16 protein-coding genes are annotated in these 17,680 nt (G+C 43.9%); 3 read left to right on the plus strand and 13 right to left on the minus strand.

Annotation, left to right across the window (positions count from 1 at the left end; all coding sequences use genetic code 11):
• The 4 genes from L1D11_RS06125 to L1D11_RS06140 form a co-directional block, all read right to left on the minus strand.
• The coding region (locus L1D11_RS06125; protein WP_239862293.1) for a transposase domain-containing protein at nt 1-585 on the minus strand (585 nt) is incomplete at its 3' end.
• Between the two features lie 137 nt (nt 586-722).
• Complete coding sequence (locus L1D11_RS06130; protein WP_239832000.1) at nt 723-1,676, minus strand: class I SAM-dependent methyltransferase; 954 nt, start codon at nt 1,674-1,676, stop codon at nt 723-725.
• Between the two features lie 8 nt (nt 1,677-1,684).
• Nucleotides 1,685-2,383, minus strand: coding sequence for a TIGR01621 family pseudouridine synthase (locus L1D11_RS06135; protein WP_239831999.1), 699 nt, complete (start codon nt 2,381-2,383; stop codon nt 1,685-1,687).
• Nucleotides 2,384-2,688: 305 nt separating this feature from the next.
• Nucleotides 2,689-4,122 (minus strand): sodium-dependent transporter, encoded by a 1,434-nt coding sequence (locus tag L1D11_RS06140; RefSeq protein ID WP_239831998.1) that lies wholly within the window; start codon nt 4,120-4,122, stop codon nt 2,689-2,691.
• Nucleotides 4,123-4,488: 366 nt separating this feature from the next.
• Here L1D11_RS06140 and cls point away from each other — a divergent pair, with 366 nt between their 5' ends.
• Together cls and L1D11_RS06150 are read left to right on the plus strand one after the other, a co-directional pair.
• A complete protein-coding gene (gene cls / locus L1D11_RS06145) occupies nt 4,489-5,943 on the plus strand; it encodes a cardiolipin synthase (protein ID WP_239831997.1) in 1,455 nt (484 codons plus the stop codon).
• A 184-nt stretch (nt 5,944-6,127) separates the two neighbouring features.
• Complete coding sequence (locus L1D11_RS06150; RefSeq protein WP_239831996.1) at nt 6,128-7,312, plus strand: cystathionine beta-lyase; 1,185 nt, start codon at nt 6,128-6,130, stop codon at nt 7,310-7,312.
• Nucleotides 7,313-7,424: 112 nt separating this feature from the next.
• On the opposite strand, the gene L1D11_RS06155 is transcribed toward L1D11_RS06150, so the two are convergent.
• From L1D11_RS06155 to pspA, 9 genes are all read right to left on the minus strand, one after another.
• Nucleotides 7,425-7,895 (minus strand): hypothetical protein, encoded by a 471-nt coding sequence (locus L1D11_RS06155; RefSeq protein ID WP_239831995.1) that lies wholly within the window; start codon nt 7,893-7,895, stop codon nt 7,425-7,427.
• Nucleotides 7,886-8,857: a winged helix-turn-helix domain-containing protein gene (locus L1D11_RS06160; RefSeq protein ID WP_239831994.1), complete on the minus strand. Its 972-nt coding sequence runs from the start codon at nt 8,855-8,857 to the stop codon at nt 7,886-7,888. Before L1D11_RS06160 ends, L1D11_RS06155 begins: the two co-directional genes overlap by 10 nt.
• A 107-nt stretch (nt 8,858-8,964) precedes the next feature.
• Nucleotides 8,965-9,531, minus strand: a complete 567-nt coding sequence (locus L1D11_RS06165) for a DNA-3-methyladenine glycosylase I (protein WP_239831993.1) — start codon at nt 9,529-9,531, stop codon at nt 8,965-8,967.
• A 76-nt stretch (nt 9,532-9,607) separates the two neighbouring features.
• Nucleotides 9,608-12,718 carry an efflux RND transporter permease subunit gene (locus tag L1D11_RS06170; protein ID WP_239831992.1) on the minus strand — a complete coding sequence of 1,037 codons (3,111 nt, stop codon included), beginning with the start codon at nt 12,716-12,718 and terminating at the stop codon, nt 9,608-9,610.
• Nucleotides 12,711-13,796 carry an efflux RND transporter periplasmic adaptor subunit gene (locus L1D11_RS06175; protein WP_239831991.1) on the minus strand — a complete coding sequence of 362 codons (1,086 nt, stop codon included), beginning with the start codon at nt 13,794-13,796 and terminating at the stop codon, nt 12,711-12,713. The genes L1D11_RS06170 and L1D11_RS06175 overlap by 8 nt, the downstream gene beginning before the upstream one ends.
• 1 nt (nt 13,797) lies before the next feature.
• Nucleotides 13,798-14,832, minus strand: coding sequence for an efflux RND transporter periplasmic adaptor subunit (locus tag L1D11_RS06180; protein WP_239831990.1), 1,035 nt, complete (start codon nt 14,830-14,832; stop codon nt 13,798-13,800).
• Between the two features lie 158 nt (nt 14,833-14,990).
• Nucleotides 14,991-15,377 (minus strand): envelope stress response membrane protein PspC, encoded by a 387-nt coding sequence (gene pspC / locus L1D11_RS06185; protein ID WP_239831989.1) that lies wholly within the window; start codon nt 15,375-15,377, stop codon nt 14,991-14,993.
• Nucleotides 15,370-15,603, minus strand: coding sequence for an envelope stress response membrane protein PspB (pspB, locus tag L1D11_RS06190; protein WP_239831988.1), 234 nt, complete (start codon nt 15,601-15,603; stop codon nt 15,370-15,372). Before pspB ends, pspC begins: the two co-directional genes overlap by 8 nt.
• Nucleotides 15,604-15,617: 14 nt before the next feature.
• The gene (gene pspA / locus L1D11_RS06195) at nt 15,618-16,289 is read right to left on the minus strand and encodes a phage shock protein PspA (protein ID WP_239831987.1); all 672 of its coding nucleotides are present in this window, start codon (nt 16,287-16,289) and stop codon (nt 15,618-15,620) included.
• Nucleotides 16,290-16,561: 272 nt separating this feature from the next.
• On the opposite strand from pspA, the gene pspF reads away from it, so the two are divergent.
• Nucleotides 16,562-17,584 (plus strand): phage shock protein operon transcriptional activator, encoded by a 1,023-nt coding sequence (gene pspF / locus L1D11_RS06200; protein WP_239831986.1) that lies wholly within the window; start codon nt 16,562-16,564, stop codon nt 17,582-17,584.
• Nucleotides 17,585-17,680: the final 96 nt, after the last annotated feature.

Here is a 17,680-nt window from a genome sequence, read left to right on the forward strand (position 1 = left end):
TTTTGCATAGCTGATTTCACCTTTAGAGCTTTCCCCAAAAGCCACATCATGAAGAAGGCGACTCCGTAGTGATGTGAGTGCGCACATTCGAACGATTGGGTACTCAGTGTGCCTGTCTTTTCGGTAGTAAACATATTGATAATGCTCAGCTAAGCTTGGGTTATCGTGAGTTCTAAACTGTGTGCCATCAATTGAAAATAGGCTCAAACCATTCCATTTATCACCCGCATCTTCCGACTGTGTCCAGTACTTTGCTGTGATTGAGAATAGTGACTTTAAAGGCTTAGCGGTGAGGCGTTTTCTTGCCTGAGGAATTGCACTAGGTGCAATCGTTTCACCCAATGAATTAGACAATTTGAGGTCGAGTTTATCGAGTACATCGGTGATCGGTCTATCTCGATATAGACCAATACCAACGACCAACCATACAACAAGTTCGGCAGGTAACTTTCTACGGCGCATACTCGCTTTGTTTGTTTCAGATAAAGCTTGGTTTATCCAATCTAGCGGAAGGTCTTTTTGGAACAAAGAAAGAGATTCTGGATTAGCAAAATCGTCAACATCGATTAACCAGTGTGACAGCATAAAAAATACCCTTAAACAAAAGTGCTTAAGGGTATTGTTCACCATCTGTAGGGTCGTTCAACTGATCAGGAAAATGCTTAAATGATCAGTGTTACCTCAATATGAGTGGCGTTTTCTTTTCTAATACTGACGTTAAATTAAGCGTCGGCAGGCGTGTTAATTCTAAATCTCAGTACTTTGAGACTTGAATCAAGGTCGACATCCACAAACTCAGGTGGGTTGTCTAAGCGTTCAATAAACTCAACGCTTGGCGCTTGTTCTGCCATAGTCTCGATAAGGAAGTTAGGTGACACTGCAGGTGAGTTCACACACGCGATCACTTCGCCACCTTCCGTTAGAAGCTCAGGCAAACGGCGTAAGATCTTTTTGTAGTCTTTAGTGAGTGCGAAGCTGCCTTTTTGGAACGAAGGTGGGTCGATAATCACCAACTCATAAGGACCGCCCTTCTTGATTTTGCCCCACGACTTAAAGATATCATAACCAAGGAAATTTACCGAGCGCATGTCATGCTCGTTCAAACGGTGGTTATCACGGCCTTTGTTCAGTGAGCCACGTGACATATCAACGTTCAAACATTGACGAGCGCCACCCGCAATTGCAGCCAAAGAGAAACCACAGGTGTACGCGAACAAATTAAGTACGTTCTTACCCTTGGCATTATCTTGCACCCATTGACGGCCATTACGCATGTCTAGGAACAGACCAAAATTCTGGTTACGACCAATGTCTAACTGATACTTAAGACCATGCTCAACAACCACTGGAGAGTCGTTAATCTCACCCCAAAGTACTTCCGAAGGTACACCGTCAACATAACGGTGCTGAAGCACAATACTTGTACCTTGCTTGGTTTGCCAAACATCTTTGTTGGTCAGTGCTAGCAAACCGTCTTTAAGAGATGACAAAAACGCGTCATCAACCTCTTTAAACACGTTCACCAATAATTGACCATCGACCCAATCACATGTGATCTGTTCTAGGCCTGGCCAACATTTACCACGACCATGAAAAATACGACGTAGCTCGTTAGGTACTTCGTTTAGCTGTTGTTCGATATGTTCAAAAAATACCGGTAAAGCAGATGCTTCCATTATATCTCTCACTTAATGTTTAGCTTTGGCCAACTTAATGACCAAGGTTCAAGCCAACCGTCCAAACCATTAGACACAGTTTCTTGGTGCCACTTTTCGCCTAAAGAGTCTAAGCTCCTTGGGTCACAGACAAACTGGTAGGCTTGTGATTGATAGGTAAATCGAATCGCGAAGGCATGCAGATAACCTCTGTCAGCCTCACTCGATGGATTATAAATTGGGTCACCAACGATGGCTGAGCCTATCGACTTCATCGCCACGCGGATCTGGTGCGTGCGCCCTGTATAGGGTTTACATAAAAGAAGTCGCTCACCAGGTTCAGCCGCTGCTGATAAAAATTGAGTTATCGCTGGGTTTTCTTTGGTTGTTAAGAGTTTCCAGCTAGAGCGTCGAGACCGCTCCATATCCCCAGAAATCAAACCCTGTTTTTTCTTCGGCTTCTTTGAGCCAATCGCCAAGTAGTACTTCTCCACTTCGTGCTTAGCAAATAGCTGTGAAAGCTCACTAGCTGCTGACGCACTCTTGGCTAATAACAGAATGCCTGAAGTCATTTTATCGAGACGATGAACGAGATACAGCTTAGGCTCATTGATCGCCTTAGCCACTTCTTGAAGCAGCATGGTATCACCATCGTCTTTGTGGACACTGATTCCAGGATGCTTATTGATAAGTAAAAAATCAGAGTGGTTCAGAAGAATATCGAACATGTAAAGGCTAGCTCCATTGTAGAGCGTGAAGTATACCGCGTCTGAACCCAGATTCCAGCTATGAAAAAGCCCAACTCACTCAATAAACATTGAATCATTTGGCTTCTTGTCAGCAAGTAGCGATCAGTACTTGGTCTTTACTCAACTACATTTCCAGTTCTATGGCTTGTTGTTAAAAATCGAGTAAATTCATATTCCATCAATAATTAAGTTTCAGGCATAAAAAAACGGGAGCCATTGGGCTCCCGTTTCGTAACTTACTTTAACTCGCGATTGTAGTTTCTAAGAACTATGGTTTCTAAGAACTATAGCTTCTTAGAGATGACTGCAGAGCCAGCAATGATACCAATACCTAGTAGCATGATTGCACCTTTACCGCTGTCGAAGCCAGAAGAGATACCCATAAACGCAACGATAGCGATAGCTACTGGGATGATGTACTTAACTAGTGTGTACCATAAACCGAATAGTGGGAAAGATACTTCACCGTCGTTAGTGATCTCTTTCTCTAGGTCAGCGCGGTTTAGTCTCCAACCAGCGAAGATACATACCAACATACCGCCAACTGCTAGGAAGATCTTATCAGTTAGTAGGTCGAAGATATCGAATGCGCCAGTACCGAACAGTGTAGGACCGAAACCACCAAGTGATAAAGAAGCGAAGATACATAGAATCGCCATTACTACACTTGCAGACAGTACCGCAGTCACACGCTTCATGCCTTTCTCATCGATTAGGTAAGAAACCACAACTTCAAGTAGAGATACTGAAGAAGTCAGTGCCGCAACACTTAGACCAACGAAGAACATAAGAGCAAACAGAAGACCAACTACACCGCCCATTTCAGCGAATAGCTGAGGAACAACAACGAATACTAGACCAGGACCAGCTGCTGGCTCCATACCGAATGCAAACATTGCAGGGAACATTGCAACACCAGCTAGGATAGCAACGCCTGTATCCATTGCTGTAACCATAGCTGTAGTTTGAACTAGGTTCTCTTTCTTCTTCAGGTAAGAACCGTATGTCAACATACATCCCATACCAAGAGATAGTGAGAAGAATGCTTGACCTAGTGCAGCTAGAATTACGCCGCTATCTACTTTAGAGAAATCAGGGCTGAATAGGAATTCTAGACCAGCCATCGCGCCCGGAAGCATGATGCCTTTGATAGATACCACAATAAGGATAACGAAAAGAAGTGGCATCAAGATCTTACCCGCTTTCTCAATACCGCCAGAAATACCCTTCATAACGATTACAACGTTAAGTAGTAGGTATAAGCCCATCCACATAAGTGGTTGGACTGGGTTTGAGATAAAGCCGCCGAAGCTATCACCAATTGCTTCAGGTGCGTCTAGAAGACCACTAGCAATTTTACCGATGTATGCGATAGACCAGCCACCTACTACAGGGTAGAAACCCATGATAAGTAAACCACTCACTACTCCGATAACACCAGCGAACGTCCAACGACGATCAGTTGTTTTAAATGCACCTACTGCTGATTTTTGCGTATAGCGGCCAATCGAAAATTCAGTCAGCATGACACTGAAACCGATAAAGATTACAAAAAACAGGTAAATGGCAACGAATGCACCGCCGCCACTTTCACCTGCTGTGTATGGGAATTTCCAGATGTTACCTAAGCCAACAGCAGAACCTGCTGCAGCCATTACGAATCCTAACTTCGAACCCCAGGTATCTCGGGGTGTTGTGGTTGTATTACTAGTAGCCACGTATACTCCAAACTTTTGTGTTGTGTGATGTTGTGTTTGCTTTGGGTGGCGTCTTTAAAAGATAGGATGTATAAAAAAATTTACACCCCTAAAAGATTTGATTGACGCTCGTTATATAGCAAGTAAACCAGTTTAAGAATAAAATTGGAAGCCCGAACCGTACATATTTCGTTACCAATGTAAACTTTTATGGTTAAATACCGCCTTTTCATACAAAACAATCGTTTTCGTCTGAAGTTAACCAAAACCTAACAACTATAACCTGTTTATAGCTTTTGCTCTATTTCGTAAATAGTTGAGTCCTTAAATTCCCATATCCACAAAATAGCATTACTATCTAAATATCTCTTTTTTCGAGTATTCAATGTGGAAAAGGTCTACCATTTTTTAACTTTAGCTTCTGTCGTTTTGTACTGGGTACTTGTAGCCGGTGTGACTTTCCGTGTCGTACTAAAACGACGCTCTGTCAGCGTTTCTCTCGCGTGGTTGATGGTTATCTACATTATCCCAATTGTAGGTGTCGCTTGTTACTTCCTTTTCGGAGAGCTAAACCTTGGTAGAAAGAGGGCTGAGCGAGCACATCGCATGTTTACTCCATTTGGTGATTGGTTCCGAAAACTAGATGATTGTCAGCTCCACCTTCCAGGAAAGGTCGGCTCCCCTATCCACAAGATTGATGAACTTTGTAACAATCGAATGGGTATTCCTGCACTCAGCGGAAACACACTTTCACTGCAAGCTTCTCCCAATGAGATCTTACACGCAATTATCGAAGATATAGAAAATGCTCAAACCAGTATCAAGATGGTTTTCTATATTTGGCACCCTGGAGGCTTAACTGATTCGGTTGCTTCCGCTCTTATTCGAGCTGCGAAACGTGGCGTAGATGTTAAGGTTTTACTTGATTCTGCAGGTAGCCCGCGCTTTTTCAAAAGTCACTGGCGCTCAATGATGAAAGACGCCGGTGTGCAAGTTGTACAAGCGCTGGAAGTAAGCCCTTGGCGTATTTTCTTACGCCGTCTAGATCTAAGACAGCATCGTAAAATCATCGTGATTGATGAAACCATTGCCTACACCGGTTCAATGAACATGGTTGACCCTGCTCACTTCAAACAAAATTCAGGTGTTGGCCAGTGGATTGATGTCATGGTACGCGTAACGGGGCCAACCGTTAATGTGCTGTCAGCAATTCATGGTTGGGACTGGGAAGTGGAAACTGGCGAACGCATCCTTCCTGATTTACCAGAATGCCCAGTTGAAGAGATCATGACTCATCACCCTGTGCAAGTTGTGCCATCAGGCCCGGGCATGCCGGAATATTTGATCCTACAAGTTCTAACCATTGCAATTAATCAGGCGAACCACTCTGTACGTATCACAACCCCCTATTTTGTGCCGAGTGCTGACTTGTTAGAGACTCTAAAAATGACGGCACAACGAGGTGTCAACGTAGAGTTGATTATCCCGCACAATAACGATTCGCTCATGGTTAAGTGGGCATCTCGTGCTTTCTATACTGAGTTACTCGAAGCCGGTGTGAAGATCTATGAATTTTATGGTGGGCTTCTTCACACCAAATCAGTAGTGATTGATGAAGAGTTTTGCTTGATTGGAACGGTCAATATCGACATGCGTAGCCTATGGCTCAACTTTGAAGTAACGCTAGTCGCTGATGATGTACATTTCACTCAGCAACTATCTGAACTACAACAATCCTACATAGAATCATCACATCCAGTTAAACTGGAAAAATGGGAGCAGAGAAATCTACGCAACCGTTTCTTCGAAAGGTTGTTCTATTTGTTCAATCCACTGTTGTAATCCAATCAATGAGTCCACGCCAACTCATCACTCGCTGCCTATCGGATTTTCTAACCTTTCGCTATTAACAAGATGAAAGGTTAAAAAGCGAAAGAAATGCATAAAAATTCCCGCTTCACTCTTGCTTTAAAGGCTATTGGCATGTTTTAAATAGGAGATAACTGATTGATAAGGAATTCACAGCATGTCCGAGAACAAAACCACTAAGCTGATCACTGCAGGTCGTGATAAGAAGTGGACCAATGGTGTCGTTAACCCACCAGTACAGCGCGCTTCAACTGTCGTGTTCAACTCAGTAGAAGAAAAGCGCAAGGCTACGATCAATCGCGCCAACAAAACGCTTTTTTACGGACGTCGTGGAACCAACACTCATTTCGCTTTCCAAGACGCCATGGTTGAAGTGGAAGGCGGCGCTGGCTGTGCGCTATACCCTTGTGGTACCGCAGCCATCTCGAATGCTATTCTCTCTTTTGTAGAAACAGGTGACCATATTCTGATGGTCGATACCTGCTACGAACCGACACGTAATTTCTGTGACACCATCATGAAAAAGATGGGAATCGAGACGACTTACTACGAACCAACAATTGGCGAAGGTATCAAAGATCTTATTAAATCAAACACTAAGGTTTTGTTTACCGAGTCTCCGGGTTCAATAACGATGGAAGTTCAAGACATTCCAACACTTGCACGCATTGCTCACGAGCATGACATCATCGTGATATTAGACAACACTTGGGCTGCTGGTGTTAATTTCTCTCCATTTGATTTTGGCGTTGATATCTCGATTCAAGCGGCGACTAAATACATCGTCGGTCACTCTGATGTGATGTTAGGTACTGCAGTCGCCAACGAGAAGTGCTGGGATCAACTGAGAGAACAAAGCTACTTGATGGGCCAATGTGTTTCACCAGACGACGCTTACCTTGGTCTGAGGGGCATTCGTACCTTGGATGTGCGACTACGCCAACATGCAGAAAGCAGTTTAAAAGTCGCTAAGTGGTTAGAAACTCGACCTGAAGTAGACCACGTTCGTCACCCAGCTCTTGAATCATGCCCTGGTCATGAATTCTTTAATCGAGATTTCACCGGTGGTAATGGCCTGTTCTCGTTCGTGCTAAAGAACTCGAATACACAAGCAACTACAGCACTGCTTGATGGTATGAAACACTTCAGCATGGGCTACTCATGGGGTGGATTTGAAAGCTTAATTCTTGCGAACGAGCCGAGCAGCTTTAACAGCCTAAGAACGGTAGCAAATCCAAACTTCGACGGTACTTTAATTCGTGTACATATTGGTTTGGAAGATGTTGATGATTTGATTGCCGACCTAGAGGCAGGATTAGATCGCTACAGCGCTCTGGTTTAACCTGAACCGGCATACTCAACATGCAAAAAAGGCAGGATATTCCTGCCTTTTTCAGTTCTGCGCATCAGTAGCCTATAACTCCACAACTAACGCAAAGCGCTTTAGAGTTCATTTAATGAACTTGGTAGCATGTCCAATTAAAGATTTCAGAGCGATGTTCATTGAACAGATATAGGGACTGCTCCCTCTCCAAAATCGAGTAATCAATGGTCACTCCTTTGTACTCACTGTATTCCTGATTAATGATCGGATCATGAAACGGAGTTGCGGTTCTCACGTCAATAATGCTCATCGACAAATAATCCCCATCCAAACCATAGTAACCAGAATAAAGATTTTCCATTGTGCCTTCAGTACCGTCTTTCTCAGTGATCGTCACAAACTCTCTCATGCTAAAAGTTTGGTCAGACTGAAAAGTAATGCTCATTCGCTCATAAAGCGATTGGTACGGTCGGAATGCCTGAGATAAGAAATCCGTTTTTAGCGTTTTGCAATGCCATCGAGTACCCGCCAGTGCATTCTGGTTGAGAAAAAAGCTCGCCGAAGTAATTGCCAATAAAATGAGTAAGCCAATTAATCGCAAAAGTAGCTCCTCTTTTCCATATGAGCGGCAAATGAGTCAAAAGACGTCTCTACATTGAAAATCGTCGCCCCGTAATTGAGAGCCTCGCCATTCTTCCTTTGAACTAACATGTACAAAGCATCGCTCTCTGGCTGATCGACAGATGGATAAATACGAACAAACACATCCACATTACAGTGACTAGGTATCACACTGGTCAGCTTTTCCGTTATCGCAGGTAGCGAATAGGAATCTCCATGAACAATATGGAAAAAGTAGTGATTAGTATTGTCTGTGTAACTATCACGATATTCCGACTTATCAATAAAGTAAGGCGTTGGCTTATAGTAAGTTTGGAATAGGTTGAACGCGGTAACGAGAACACAAATAAGTACGAATATATAACCCGCTTTAACAGCGTGTTTATTGCTAGTAATGCTTGATAGACCAAGCGTAACCGTTCTGTGAACTTGATTTGAAGTTGTAGAGCCCGAAGTGATAGTCGAAGAATTCTCTGTAGGCTTTTGGCTTGTCGTTGATGCTCTATCTGCTGGTACAATCGATTCTTCTTGAATTGTAGGCTTTGCTGCTATAGCCGCCATAGACGCAGGCTGGGCTTCACCAAGGTCTACTTGAGACCTAGTTTGGGTGCTTGAGCTTGTCTTTTTCGATTCATCGATTTCAAGAGAATAGCCGGTTTTACTGACAGTGCGGATTGTCGCGCAGCCACAGGTTACCCTAGATAGTGTTTTTCTGATCTTTGAGATTACATTGGTGAGAGCTTGTTCCGAGACAATCACATTGCCCCAGCATCTATCAAATATCAGACCTCGTTCGATGCACTCGCCAATGTTTTCAAGCAAGAATAGGAATACCTTACCTTCAAGTGGCGCGATAGTTTCTACTTGTCCATCTTCACGCACAAACTGCCTAAGCAAGGGATCATAACTAGCATCACATATTTGGTAGTTTTTTTGTTTCACTATCGTTTTCTATCTTTAAACTCGGTCGAATATAATATTGAATCGTTTATAAATGGCTAGTGCTTTTTTGTCATTTATAAGTAACTATTTCCGCGACAATAAATAATCTACCTGTGGGGACAACTCACCATATGGTCATTCACCATACCTGTTGCCTGCATAAACGCGTAACAGATTGTTTCACCTACAAACTTAAAGCCTTTCCTTTTTAAAAACTTACTCATGGCTTTAGATTGCTCAGTAGAAGCCGGTACTTGTGACATCTCTGTCCACTGATTATAAATCACTTTTTTATCGACAAATAGCCACAAGGCATTCGATAAAGAACCGAACTCTTTTTGAAGCTCAAGCGCTGCACGAGCATTGTTGTACACAGAAGCAATCTTGCCCTTATGCTTAACCACATCAAAGTTCTCGATGATATTTGGTACATTGTCTTCATCGAGTTCGGCTAATTTGTGTAAGTCATAGTTCTCAAATGCCGCGCGATAGCCTTCTCGTTTTTTCAGTATAGTAATCCAACTGAGACCCGCTTGAGCTCCCTCTAGAGTAATGAATTCAAACAACACTTGATCATCATAGACGGGCACGCCCCATTCCGTGTCGTGGTACACCCTTTCAAGTTCATGTTTAAGTGCCCATGCACAAGTTCTCTCTGCAGCATTCGCTTCCATTTCGATAATCTCATTTAAGTAAAATACATAAAAATAATGCCCCAGTTAGGGGCATTATTTCAAAGGTAAATTGGCGTTATGCTACGTCAATCTTATGGAACAGACGGTACAGTACCGGTACAACGATAAGCGTCAGTACCGTCGCAAAACCCAAACCAAACATAATGGTTACCGCCATTGGCTTGAAAAAGATATCAGGCAATAGAGGAATCATACCTAAAATCGTCGTAATCGCCGCCATACATACCGGGCGAACACGGCTTAGTGCAGCATCAACAACAGCAACATAAGGATCCTTACCTGACTTCATCTCAATCTCGATTTGGTCAAGCAGTACGATACCATTCTTCAAAAGCATCCCGGATAGACTCAAGAAGCCTAACAGAGCCATAAAGCCAAATGGGGTGTTTAAGGCTAGCAAGCCAGTCGTCACACCGATTAAAGCCAGTGGTACCGTTAACCATACGATCAGCGGCTCTTTTACTGAGTTAAACAGGAACACAGTGATCAAGAACATGAACAAGTAGCCAAGAGGCATAGTTGTGAATAGTGATGCCTGCGCTTCCGCAGACGACTCATACTCACCACCCCACTCAAGAGAATAACCGGATGGCATCTCAATCGCTTCAATTTGTGGCTGCAGACGCTTCTGTAGCGTAGAAGCAGTTTCTTCGCCCAGTAGGTCTGGATCCGCCATTACTGTCAGCATACGCTTACGGTTCTTACGGATGATCAGTGGATCTTCCCATTCAAACTCGTAACCTAAAGTCACTTGTTGCAGTGGGATGTATTCACTTAACGCAGGGCTCCAGATCTTCATACCTTCGATGTTACGAATATCCACACGCTCATCTTCAGGTAAACGAGCCACAATCGGCATCAGCGTTGTACCATCACGGTACACACCAATCGACTTACCAGAGAAAGACATCGCGAGGAAATCATCAACATCAGACTTGGTGATACCGTAACGACGAGCTTGGCTTTCGTTGAACTGAGGCTCTAGCACCTTAGTTCTTTCACGCCAGTCGTGGCGAACGTTAAATGCACCGCTATCAGCACGCATGACATCCATCACTTGTGCTGCGATTGAACGTAATACCGTTGGATCAGAACCTACAATACGAGCTTCAATCTTCGCACCACCACCAGGGCCTAACTCAATCTGTTTTAGCTTGTAGTCAATCTCAGGGAACTGACCGTTAACATGGTCACGGAAGCGCTTCATTAACCCTTCAAGCGCTTCGTAGCTCTTAACACGAACCGTTATCTCACCGTAAGCGCTATAACTTTTCTCCGGAGCGTAAGTCAGCATGAAACGTTGTAAGCCTTTACCTGCAGTCGTCGTGATGTGTTCTACTTCGTCCTGTTCAGCTAACCAGCTTTCAAGCACTTTAAGCTTAGTGTTGGTTGCTCGAATATCGGTCCCTTCCGGCATCCAAACATCAACTTGGAACATCGGTGTTGTCGATGACGGGAAGAAAGCTTGTTTTACGAAACCAAAACCGTAAACACTCGCACCTAGACCAATAACCAGAACAATCATGGTCAGCCATGCACGCTTCATACAGAATTCTAGGAAGTTTTTGTAGACAACAAAAACCATCCCGTTGTACGGATCTTTGCCCTCATTATCAGCATCGACCTTCTGACCTTTAAAGAAGATATCGGCGAAGAATGGCGTAATTGAGATAGCCGTAAACCAGCTCAACATTAGCGAGATAAGTAGAACCGTGAACAAAGTGCCACAATACTCACCCGTCGAGTCTTCAGACAAGCCGATAGGCGCAAATGCCGTTACCGCGATAACCGTTGCACCCAGCAATGGCCACTTAGTCTGAGTTACGATATCAGTGGCGGCCTGCATCCGGGTTCTCCCCTTCTGCGTGCCGATCAATATCCCTTCGACCACCACTATGGCGTTATCCACCAGCATCCCCAGTGCGATAACCAATGCACCCAGTGAGATACGTTGTAAATCGATTTTGAAGTACTGCATGAAAATGAAGGTACCAAACACGGTCAGTAGCAGTATCAAGCCAATCAATAGACCGGAACGCAGACCCATGAAGAACAGTAGCACCACGATTACGATCGCAACCGCCTGCCCTAAGCTCACCACAAAGCCGCTTACGGATTTATCTACTTCTTTAGGTTGGTTATAAACCTCTGAAATGTCGATGCCTACTGGCTGTTGGTATTTCAATTCAGCAAGTCTGCGGTCAAACGCTTCACCCACCGCGACCACGTTTACGCCTTGAGCAAAGGACACACCAAGGTTAAGCGCTAGTTTGCCGTTATAACCGATAATGTTAGTCGGTACTTCAACATAACCACGGGTTACCTCTGCCACATCTTTTAGGTAGATAAGGCCTTGAGCGCCACCTTCGGTCAGGATCAAATCACCCAGCTGTTCTACGTTCTGGAACTCGCCGGTAGGGTGGATACGAATGTATTCGTCACCAATTCTAACCGCGCCCGCACTGGAAACAATGTTTTGAGTAGATAAAAGATCAAACACCGTATTTGGAGACAACCCCAAAGAACTTATCCGTTTCATCGATATTTCAATGAATACTTGCTCTTGTTGTTGCCCTGAAACTGAGACTTTACTTACACCATCAACCAGCTCTAATTCTCGCCTTAGGTAGTCAATATAATCGAGCAACTCTTTATAACTGTAGCCATCACCAGTCACCGCCAGCAAAATACCATAAACGTCACCGAAGTCATCAATGACTTGAGGGGCATTGACTCCGGGTGGCAGTGAGACCTTAAGATCATTCACTTTCCGGCGAAGTTCATCCCAAATTTGAGGAAGATCGTCAGGGCCATAGTTATTTTTCATCGTTACCGTTACCTGAGAGAGGCCGCGGCTTGAGATTGAGTTAACTTCGTCCACATAGGTAAGCTGTTGAATCGCCTTCTCTAATGGATACGTAACTTCTTCTTCAACCTGTTGAGGTGTAGCTCCCGGGTAAGAGGTCACAACCATCGCATCTTTAATCGTAAACGCGGGGTCTTCTAGGCGCCCCAGACCAAAGAATGCCGAAACACCACCAATCAGGAAGATCAACGAGAGCATCCAACTGATAACTTTATTGCGAATAAAGTAAGCCGCTACACCTGTGATCTGATCATCACCTTGCTGATCGTTATTTTGAGGCTTGTTGTTCACTTCACTCATTGTTTGCCTCCTGAGATAGTACTTCCACTGTCATCCCATCTCGCAATCGCGATACGCCCGCTACAACTATATGTTGCCCCATCTCTAATCCTTTGATTATTTGCAACGTTTTCTGGTTGGCTTTGCCTAATACCACTTTCTGCTTCGAAACTGTGTTGTCGTCATTAATGACCCAAACGAATGAGTTTTTACGAGTAAGTTCATCGCCGTCAGCATTGAATACCGCCTCGATAGGCACCAAAACACCGGCTTTCAGCTCTAAGCCAATATCTCGACCATGTGAGGTAACATCGACAGCCATACCATCCAGAATCAGATCGTCTTCGGGCATCGGTAGTGCCAAGGTCACGGTAAAGGTTCCGGTGCTTGGATCGGGCTCTGTTGTGAACTCTTTAATGCCTGCTGGGTACTCATTACCGCTTGGAACTCGCACCAAGGCCGTCACATTTTCAAGGATGGTTTCGCTAGGTTGATTAACGTAGATTTGATCAGGTAGCTGAATCACCACCTCAACATCCTCAACGCTGTGAATATTCACAATTTGCTGACCCACTTGAATGTTCTCAAATTGGTCGACACTGACACGGGAAATGATGCCATCAACGGGAGCTTTAAGCTTAGTGAACGACAAGCGAAGCTTCGCCAGTTCTAACTCGGCGTATGCGATCTGACGTTGAGCGGCAATCTCATCAAACTGAGACTTCGCGAGTAAGCCCTTTTTCACAAGAGGTTTTGAACGCTTGAATTGGCTATTCACCACGGTATATCGAGCTTGGGCATTATCAACGTCCAATTGATAATCCGTAGGATCAAGCTCAGCAATCACATCCCCGGCTTCAACTCGTTCACCCTCTTTGACATCAAGCCTATATATCTCGCCCGCGACACGGAAACTCAGGTGTGCTTTTTCCGCTGCATTGGCAACGGCAGGGAAATACAATTTGTCATTCAAATCTAATACTGAAATCTCAATCGCTTTAACTAATGGAGTGTTCTCGGCTTCTACTTGAGGCTTTTCTCCACAAGCGGTCAGCAAAGCAAAACATGACAGTCCTGTCGCTAATTTAAATGCACTCATGTTATAGCCCCCTTTCCTTGATCCACTCTCGAACCTTAATGCCGGATTCAAGGCCGTTCACACCAGAAGTTACGATGCGGTCGCCATCGTTTAGGCCAGAGACAATGTGACGTTTTTCATCAATCACGATCGCGACTTTTTCAACGATACCATCACTGTTCACTCGCCAAACTGAAACATCATCGCCATCAGTCATCATTGCAGAGGTCGGGATTTTGGTTGCAGCTGCTTGAGCCGACACAAGATTCACAGTACCAGACATGCCAGGCAAGATACCGATATCTGTTGGTCTTTCCATCACCATAGTGACTTTATACGAACCAGTTTTCGGGTCAGCTTCCGTATCAACCTCTTGGAACGTCAACACGTAGGAGTTTTCAGGAAACGCATCAAATACCATGTTCGCATCGGTTTCAAACCCAGAAGAAAAGCGCGTAATAAGTTGGTCGGGCAATAAGAAAACGACTTTAAGAATCTGATTGGTTTGAATATTCATGACGCCTTCTTTAGCGGCAATGTACTCATTATTTTCGGCAGGAATAATGGAGATGGTGCCGTCATACGGGGCTACCAAAGTGGTGTAGCGAAGGTTCGCATTAGCTTGATTAAGAACCGCTCGAGCTGAATTGTGGTTCGCTTTCGCTTGGTCGAAATCCTGCTCTGACACCACGCGGTCTTTACGCAGTTTGATCGCACGTTGATATTGAACATCAGCGAGCTTAAAGTTCGCTTTTGCTTGCTTCTCTAGCAGTTGATATTCGTCAGGGTTTAACATAGCGAGTTTATCGCCTTTCGACACATGCTGCCCAGCAGTCACGTCGATGCTCTGTAATAATCCAGGAACGCGGAATGCGAGTACCGCTCTATCACCAGCTTCAGTTGTAGCAGGGAAGTTACGCTCAAAAGCATTGTTACCGACGGAGACAGTGAAGAGTTTAGCGGGTCTTGATTCAGGTTCAGGTACGGGAGTAAGCTCCTTACCACACCCAGACAACCCAGCTAAGGCCGTCAATAGGACAAGGGAGACTCTATACATTGGTGATCATCCATATCTATAAATATTTTCATAACATAGATTAATCGCATGTAACTTACCAGTCAGCGTAAGATTTATTTAGAGCAAATTATTAAAAAAAATAACGGCTTGGAATAAATTTTCCTAAACCGTCATCTTATGTTTTTTAGGTTTTACCGCTACATGTTCTTAAATTCACGGTTCACTTTAAACGTATCGGAGGTGACATAAGCTTCCATGTTGCGGACACTGGTCTCTAACTTCTGGAAATCACCCTCTAAAGTGTTCAATAATGACTCTGCAGTTTGCCCTTTTTCCCAAGGCTTTTGCTTGAGCGTGTGCTCTTGTTTGAGCTTCATTTGGTCGACATACTGAGGTGGTTGTTTTTCAAGCATAAATGTCAAAGCTACATAGGCTAATAACACCAGAAAGCTACCACCAAGCAGTGCTGCAGAGATAACCAAGATGCGAACCAACCAAACTTCAAGACCAAAGTAGTTCGCTAACCCTGCACACACACCAGACAATTTGCCGTTAATCGTGTCGCGATACAGTTCTCTACTCATAGTTTCGTCTCCAGTTAGGCGACTCCGCATCCAGTATTTTTTCTAGCGTTTTCACTCGATCTTGCATAGATTCAGCTTGTGCAGAAAGCTTATGCAGACGTTGAAGATCGGTTGCTGAAAGACCATTACTGGATTTCTTCTTGCTACGGTAATGTAAGAATAACCATAGCGGTGCCACGAAGATTAAAAAGACAATCAGTGGGCCTGCAATTAGAAATGTTGACATAGACAACTCCTAAATTATTTATCTCGGTTTTCAACTTGTTGCTTCAGTTTCGCTAGCTCTTTTTCAATTTCATCTTGAGCTTGTAGCTCCGCAAACTCTTGGTCTAGAGAATTTGCGTTACCCGTTTTAGCGTAAACGTCCGCTTCAGCTTCTAATTCATCCACTTTACGCGAGAATTGCTCAAACTTCGCCATTGCTTCATTGGTTTTGCTTGAATGCAGATGCTTTTGAACATCACGACGATTGCTCGCGGCATTGTTACGGATCATTAATGCTTGCTGCTTCGCACGTGTCTCTGCAATTTTGGTTTCAAGTTTGCCAATCTCACTGGTTAGCTTTTCGATAGTTTCATGAACCAAAGTTTGCTCTGTGTGCAGGCTCTTAATAATATCTTCAAGTTTTTGCTTTTCGATTAGCGCTGCTCTCGCTAAATCTTCGCGTTGTTTAGTCAGTGCTAAAGTCGCTTTATTTTGCCAATCTAGAATCTGAGTTTCGATAGCTTCAACTTTACGTGCTAACTCTTTCTTATCTGCGATCGCTTTTGCTGAGTTAGTGCGAACCTCAACAAGTGTATCTTCCATTTCTTGAATAATTAGGCGAATCATCTTTTCAGGATCTTCAGCCTTATCTAATAGTGCACTGATGTTTGAATTTACAATGTCTGCAAAGCGAGAAAAAATACCCATGAGGAACTCCTTAATTACAATAATGGCAAATGTGTTTTAAATCGTTATTCGACTCTCAATTCACTTGCTCAAAAATTTACGTTTGTTGTTAAACCTACCATAAATAATCCAAGTTGCGTGCCAACTTTTAAGGCATTATTTATCAGTCACTTACGATAAAATGGTGATTAACGCGAATCATGCTATGATGAATTTAGCCAAGTATTGGTATTTTTCACCACTACCGCCCTAACATGACCGTCTTCAGCACTTCAATCGTATAAGGACCCGCTATGCAGCAGAACCTCATTGGTGAATCCCCTAGTTTTCTCTCTGTTTTAGATAAAGTTTCTCAACTGGCTCCAATCGAAAGACCCATTCTGATCATTGGCGAGCGTGGGACGGGTAAAGAACTGATCGCTCAAAGGCTGCATTACCTTTCAAGACGTTGGGATCAACCTTTGATCTCGCTGAACTGTTCAACCCTCAGCGAAGGTTTGATTGACTCTGAGTTGTTTGGTCATGAATCCGGTTCTTTCACAGGCTCAAAAGGTCGTCATCAAGGCCGCTTTGAAAGGGCTGAGGGCGGCACTCTATTTCTTGATGAGTTGGCAACAACTCCGCTTGCAGTTCAAGAAAAGTTGTTACGTGTTATTGAATACGGGCAATACGAACGTGTTGGCGGACAAAAAGCTTTAAGTGCGAATGTAAGACTGGTGTGTGCGACCAATGCCGACTTACCAGACATGGCATTAAAGGGCGAATTCCGAGCCGATTTATTAGATAGACTGGCGTTTGACGTTATTACTATCCCACCTCTTCGTGAGCGAAAAGAAGACATCACGCTACTAGCAGAATACTACGCCATTAAGATGTGTCGTGAATTGGAATTGGAGCTGTTTGTTGGTTTTGCCCCATCAGCCGTTGAGGCGCTGTTGGATTACTCTTGGCCGGGGAATGTACGAGAACTCAAAAACGTCATCGAGCGTGCCATCTACCAACATGGCAACAACCCATATCCTATTGAATCTTTGGTATTTAACCCGTTCAAGCCAACTTGGGACACGAATCAAGAATCTTCTCAAGAAATTGGTAATGAACCATCCAACAGCCATACTTCTTCTGAGAGTTCGTTTTCTTTGCCTCTTGACTACAAAGCATGGCAAGAGCAACAAGACATCAAACTGCTCAATCATGCCTTAAAACAGAGCAAGTACAACCAAAAACAAGCCGCCGAATTGCTAGGGCTCACCTACAACCAATTAAGGGGAATGGTGAGGAAGTACTCGATTGTCGGACAAGGCAGTGAGAAATAGCCACATTCATAGGATTATTATTTGGAGCCGAATAAATAAAATGTTAAATTATCCGGATCTTGAGGCTCCTCTAACGCCTCGTTTCGAAAAGTATTT

The organism is Vibrio sp. Isolate32 (assembly GCF_022397955.1).
Classification (GTDB): Bacteria; Pseudomonadota; Gammaproteobacteria; order Enterobacterales; family Vibrionaceae; genus Vibrio.

Coding starts and splice junctions, on each gene's coding strand:
- L1D11_RS06170 (WP_239831992.1), bottom strand. CDS start 12,718: ATGAGTGAAGTGAACAACAAGCCTCAAAATAACGATCAGCAAGGTGAT.
- L1D11_RS06150 (WP_239831996.1), top strand. CDS start 6,128: ATGTCCGAGAACAAAACCACTAAGCTGATCACTGCAGGTCGTGATAAG.
- pspA (WP_239831987.1), bottom strand. CDS start 16,289: ATGGGTATTTTTTCTCGCTTTGCAGACATTGTAAATTCAAACATCAGT.
- pspF (WP_239831986.1), top strand. CDS start 16,562: ATGCAGCAGAACCTCATTGGTGAATCCCCTAGTTTTCTCTCTGTTTTA.
- L1D11_RS06130 (WP_239832000.1), bottom strand. CDS start 1,676: ATGGAAGCATCTGCTTTACCGGTATTTTTTGAACATATCGAACAACAG.
- pspB (WP_239831988.1), bottom strand. CDS start 15,603: ATGTCAACATTTCTAATTGCAGGCCCACTGATTGTCTTTTTAATCTTC.
- L1D11_RS06180 (WP_239831990.1), bottom strand. CDS start 14,832: ATGTATAGAGTCTCCCTTGTCCTATTGACGGCCTTAGCTGGGTTGTCT.
- L1D11_RS06165 (WP_239831993.1), bottom strand. CDS start 9,531: ATGGAAGCGAATGCTGCAGAGAGAACTTGTGCATGGGCACTTAAACAT.
- L1D11_RS06175 (WP_239831991.1), bottom strand. CDS start 13,796: ATGAGTGCATTTAAATTAGCGACAGGACTGTCATGTTTTGCTTTGCTG.
- L1D11_RS06135 (WP_239831999.1), bottom strand. CDS start 2,383: ATGTTCGATATTCTTCTGAACCACTCTGATTTTTTACTTATCAATAAG.
- pspC (WP_239831989.1), bottom strand. CDS start 15,377: ATGAGTAGAGAACTGTATCGCGACACGATTAACGGCAAATTGTCTGGT.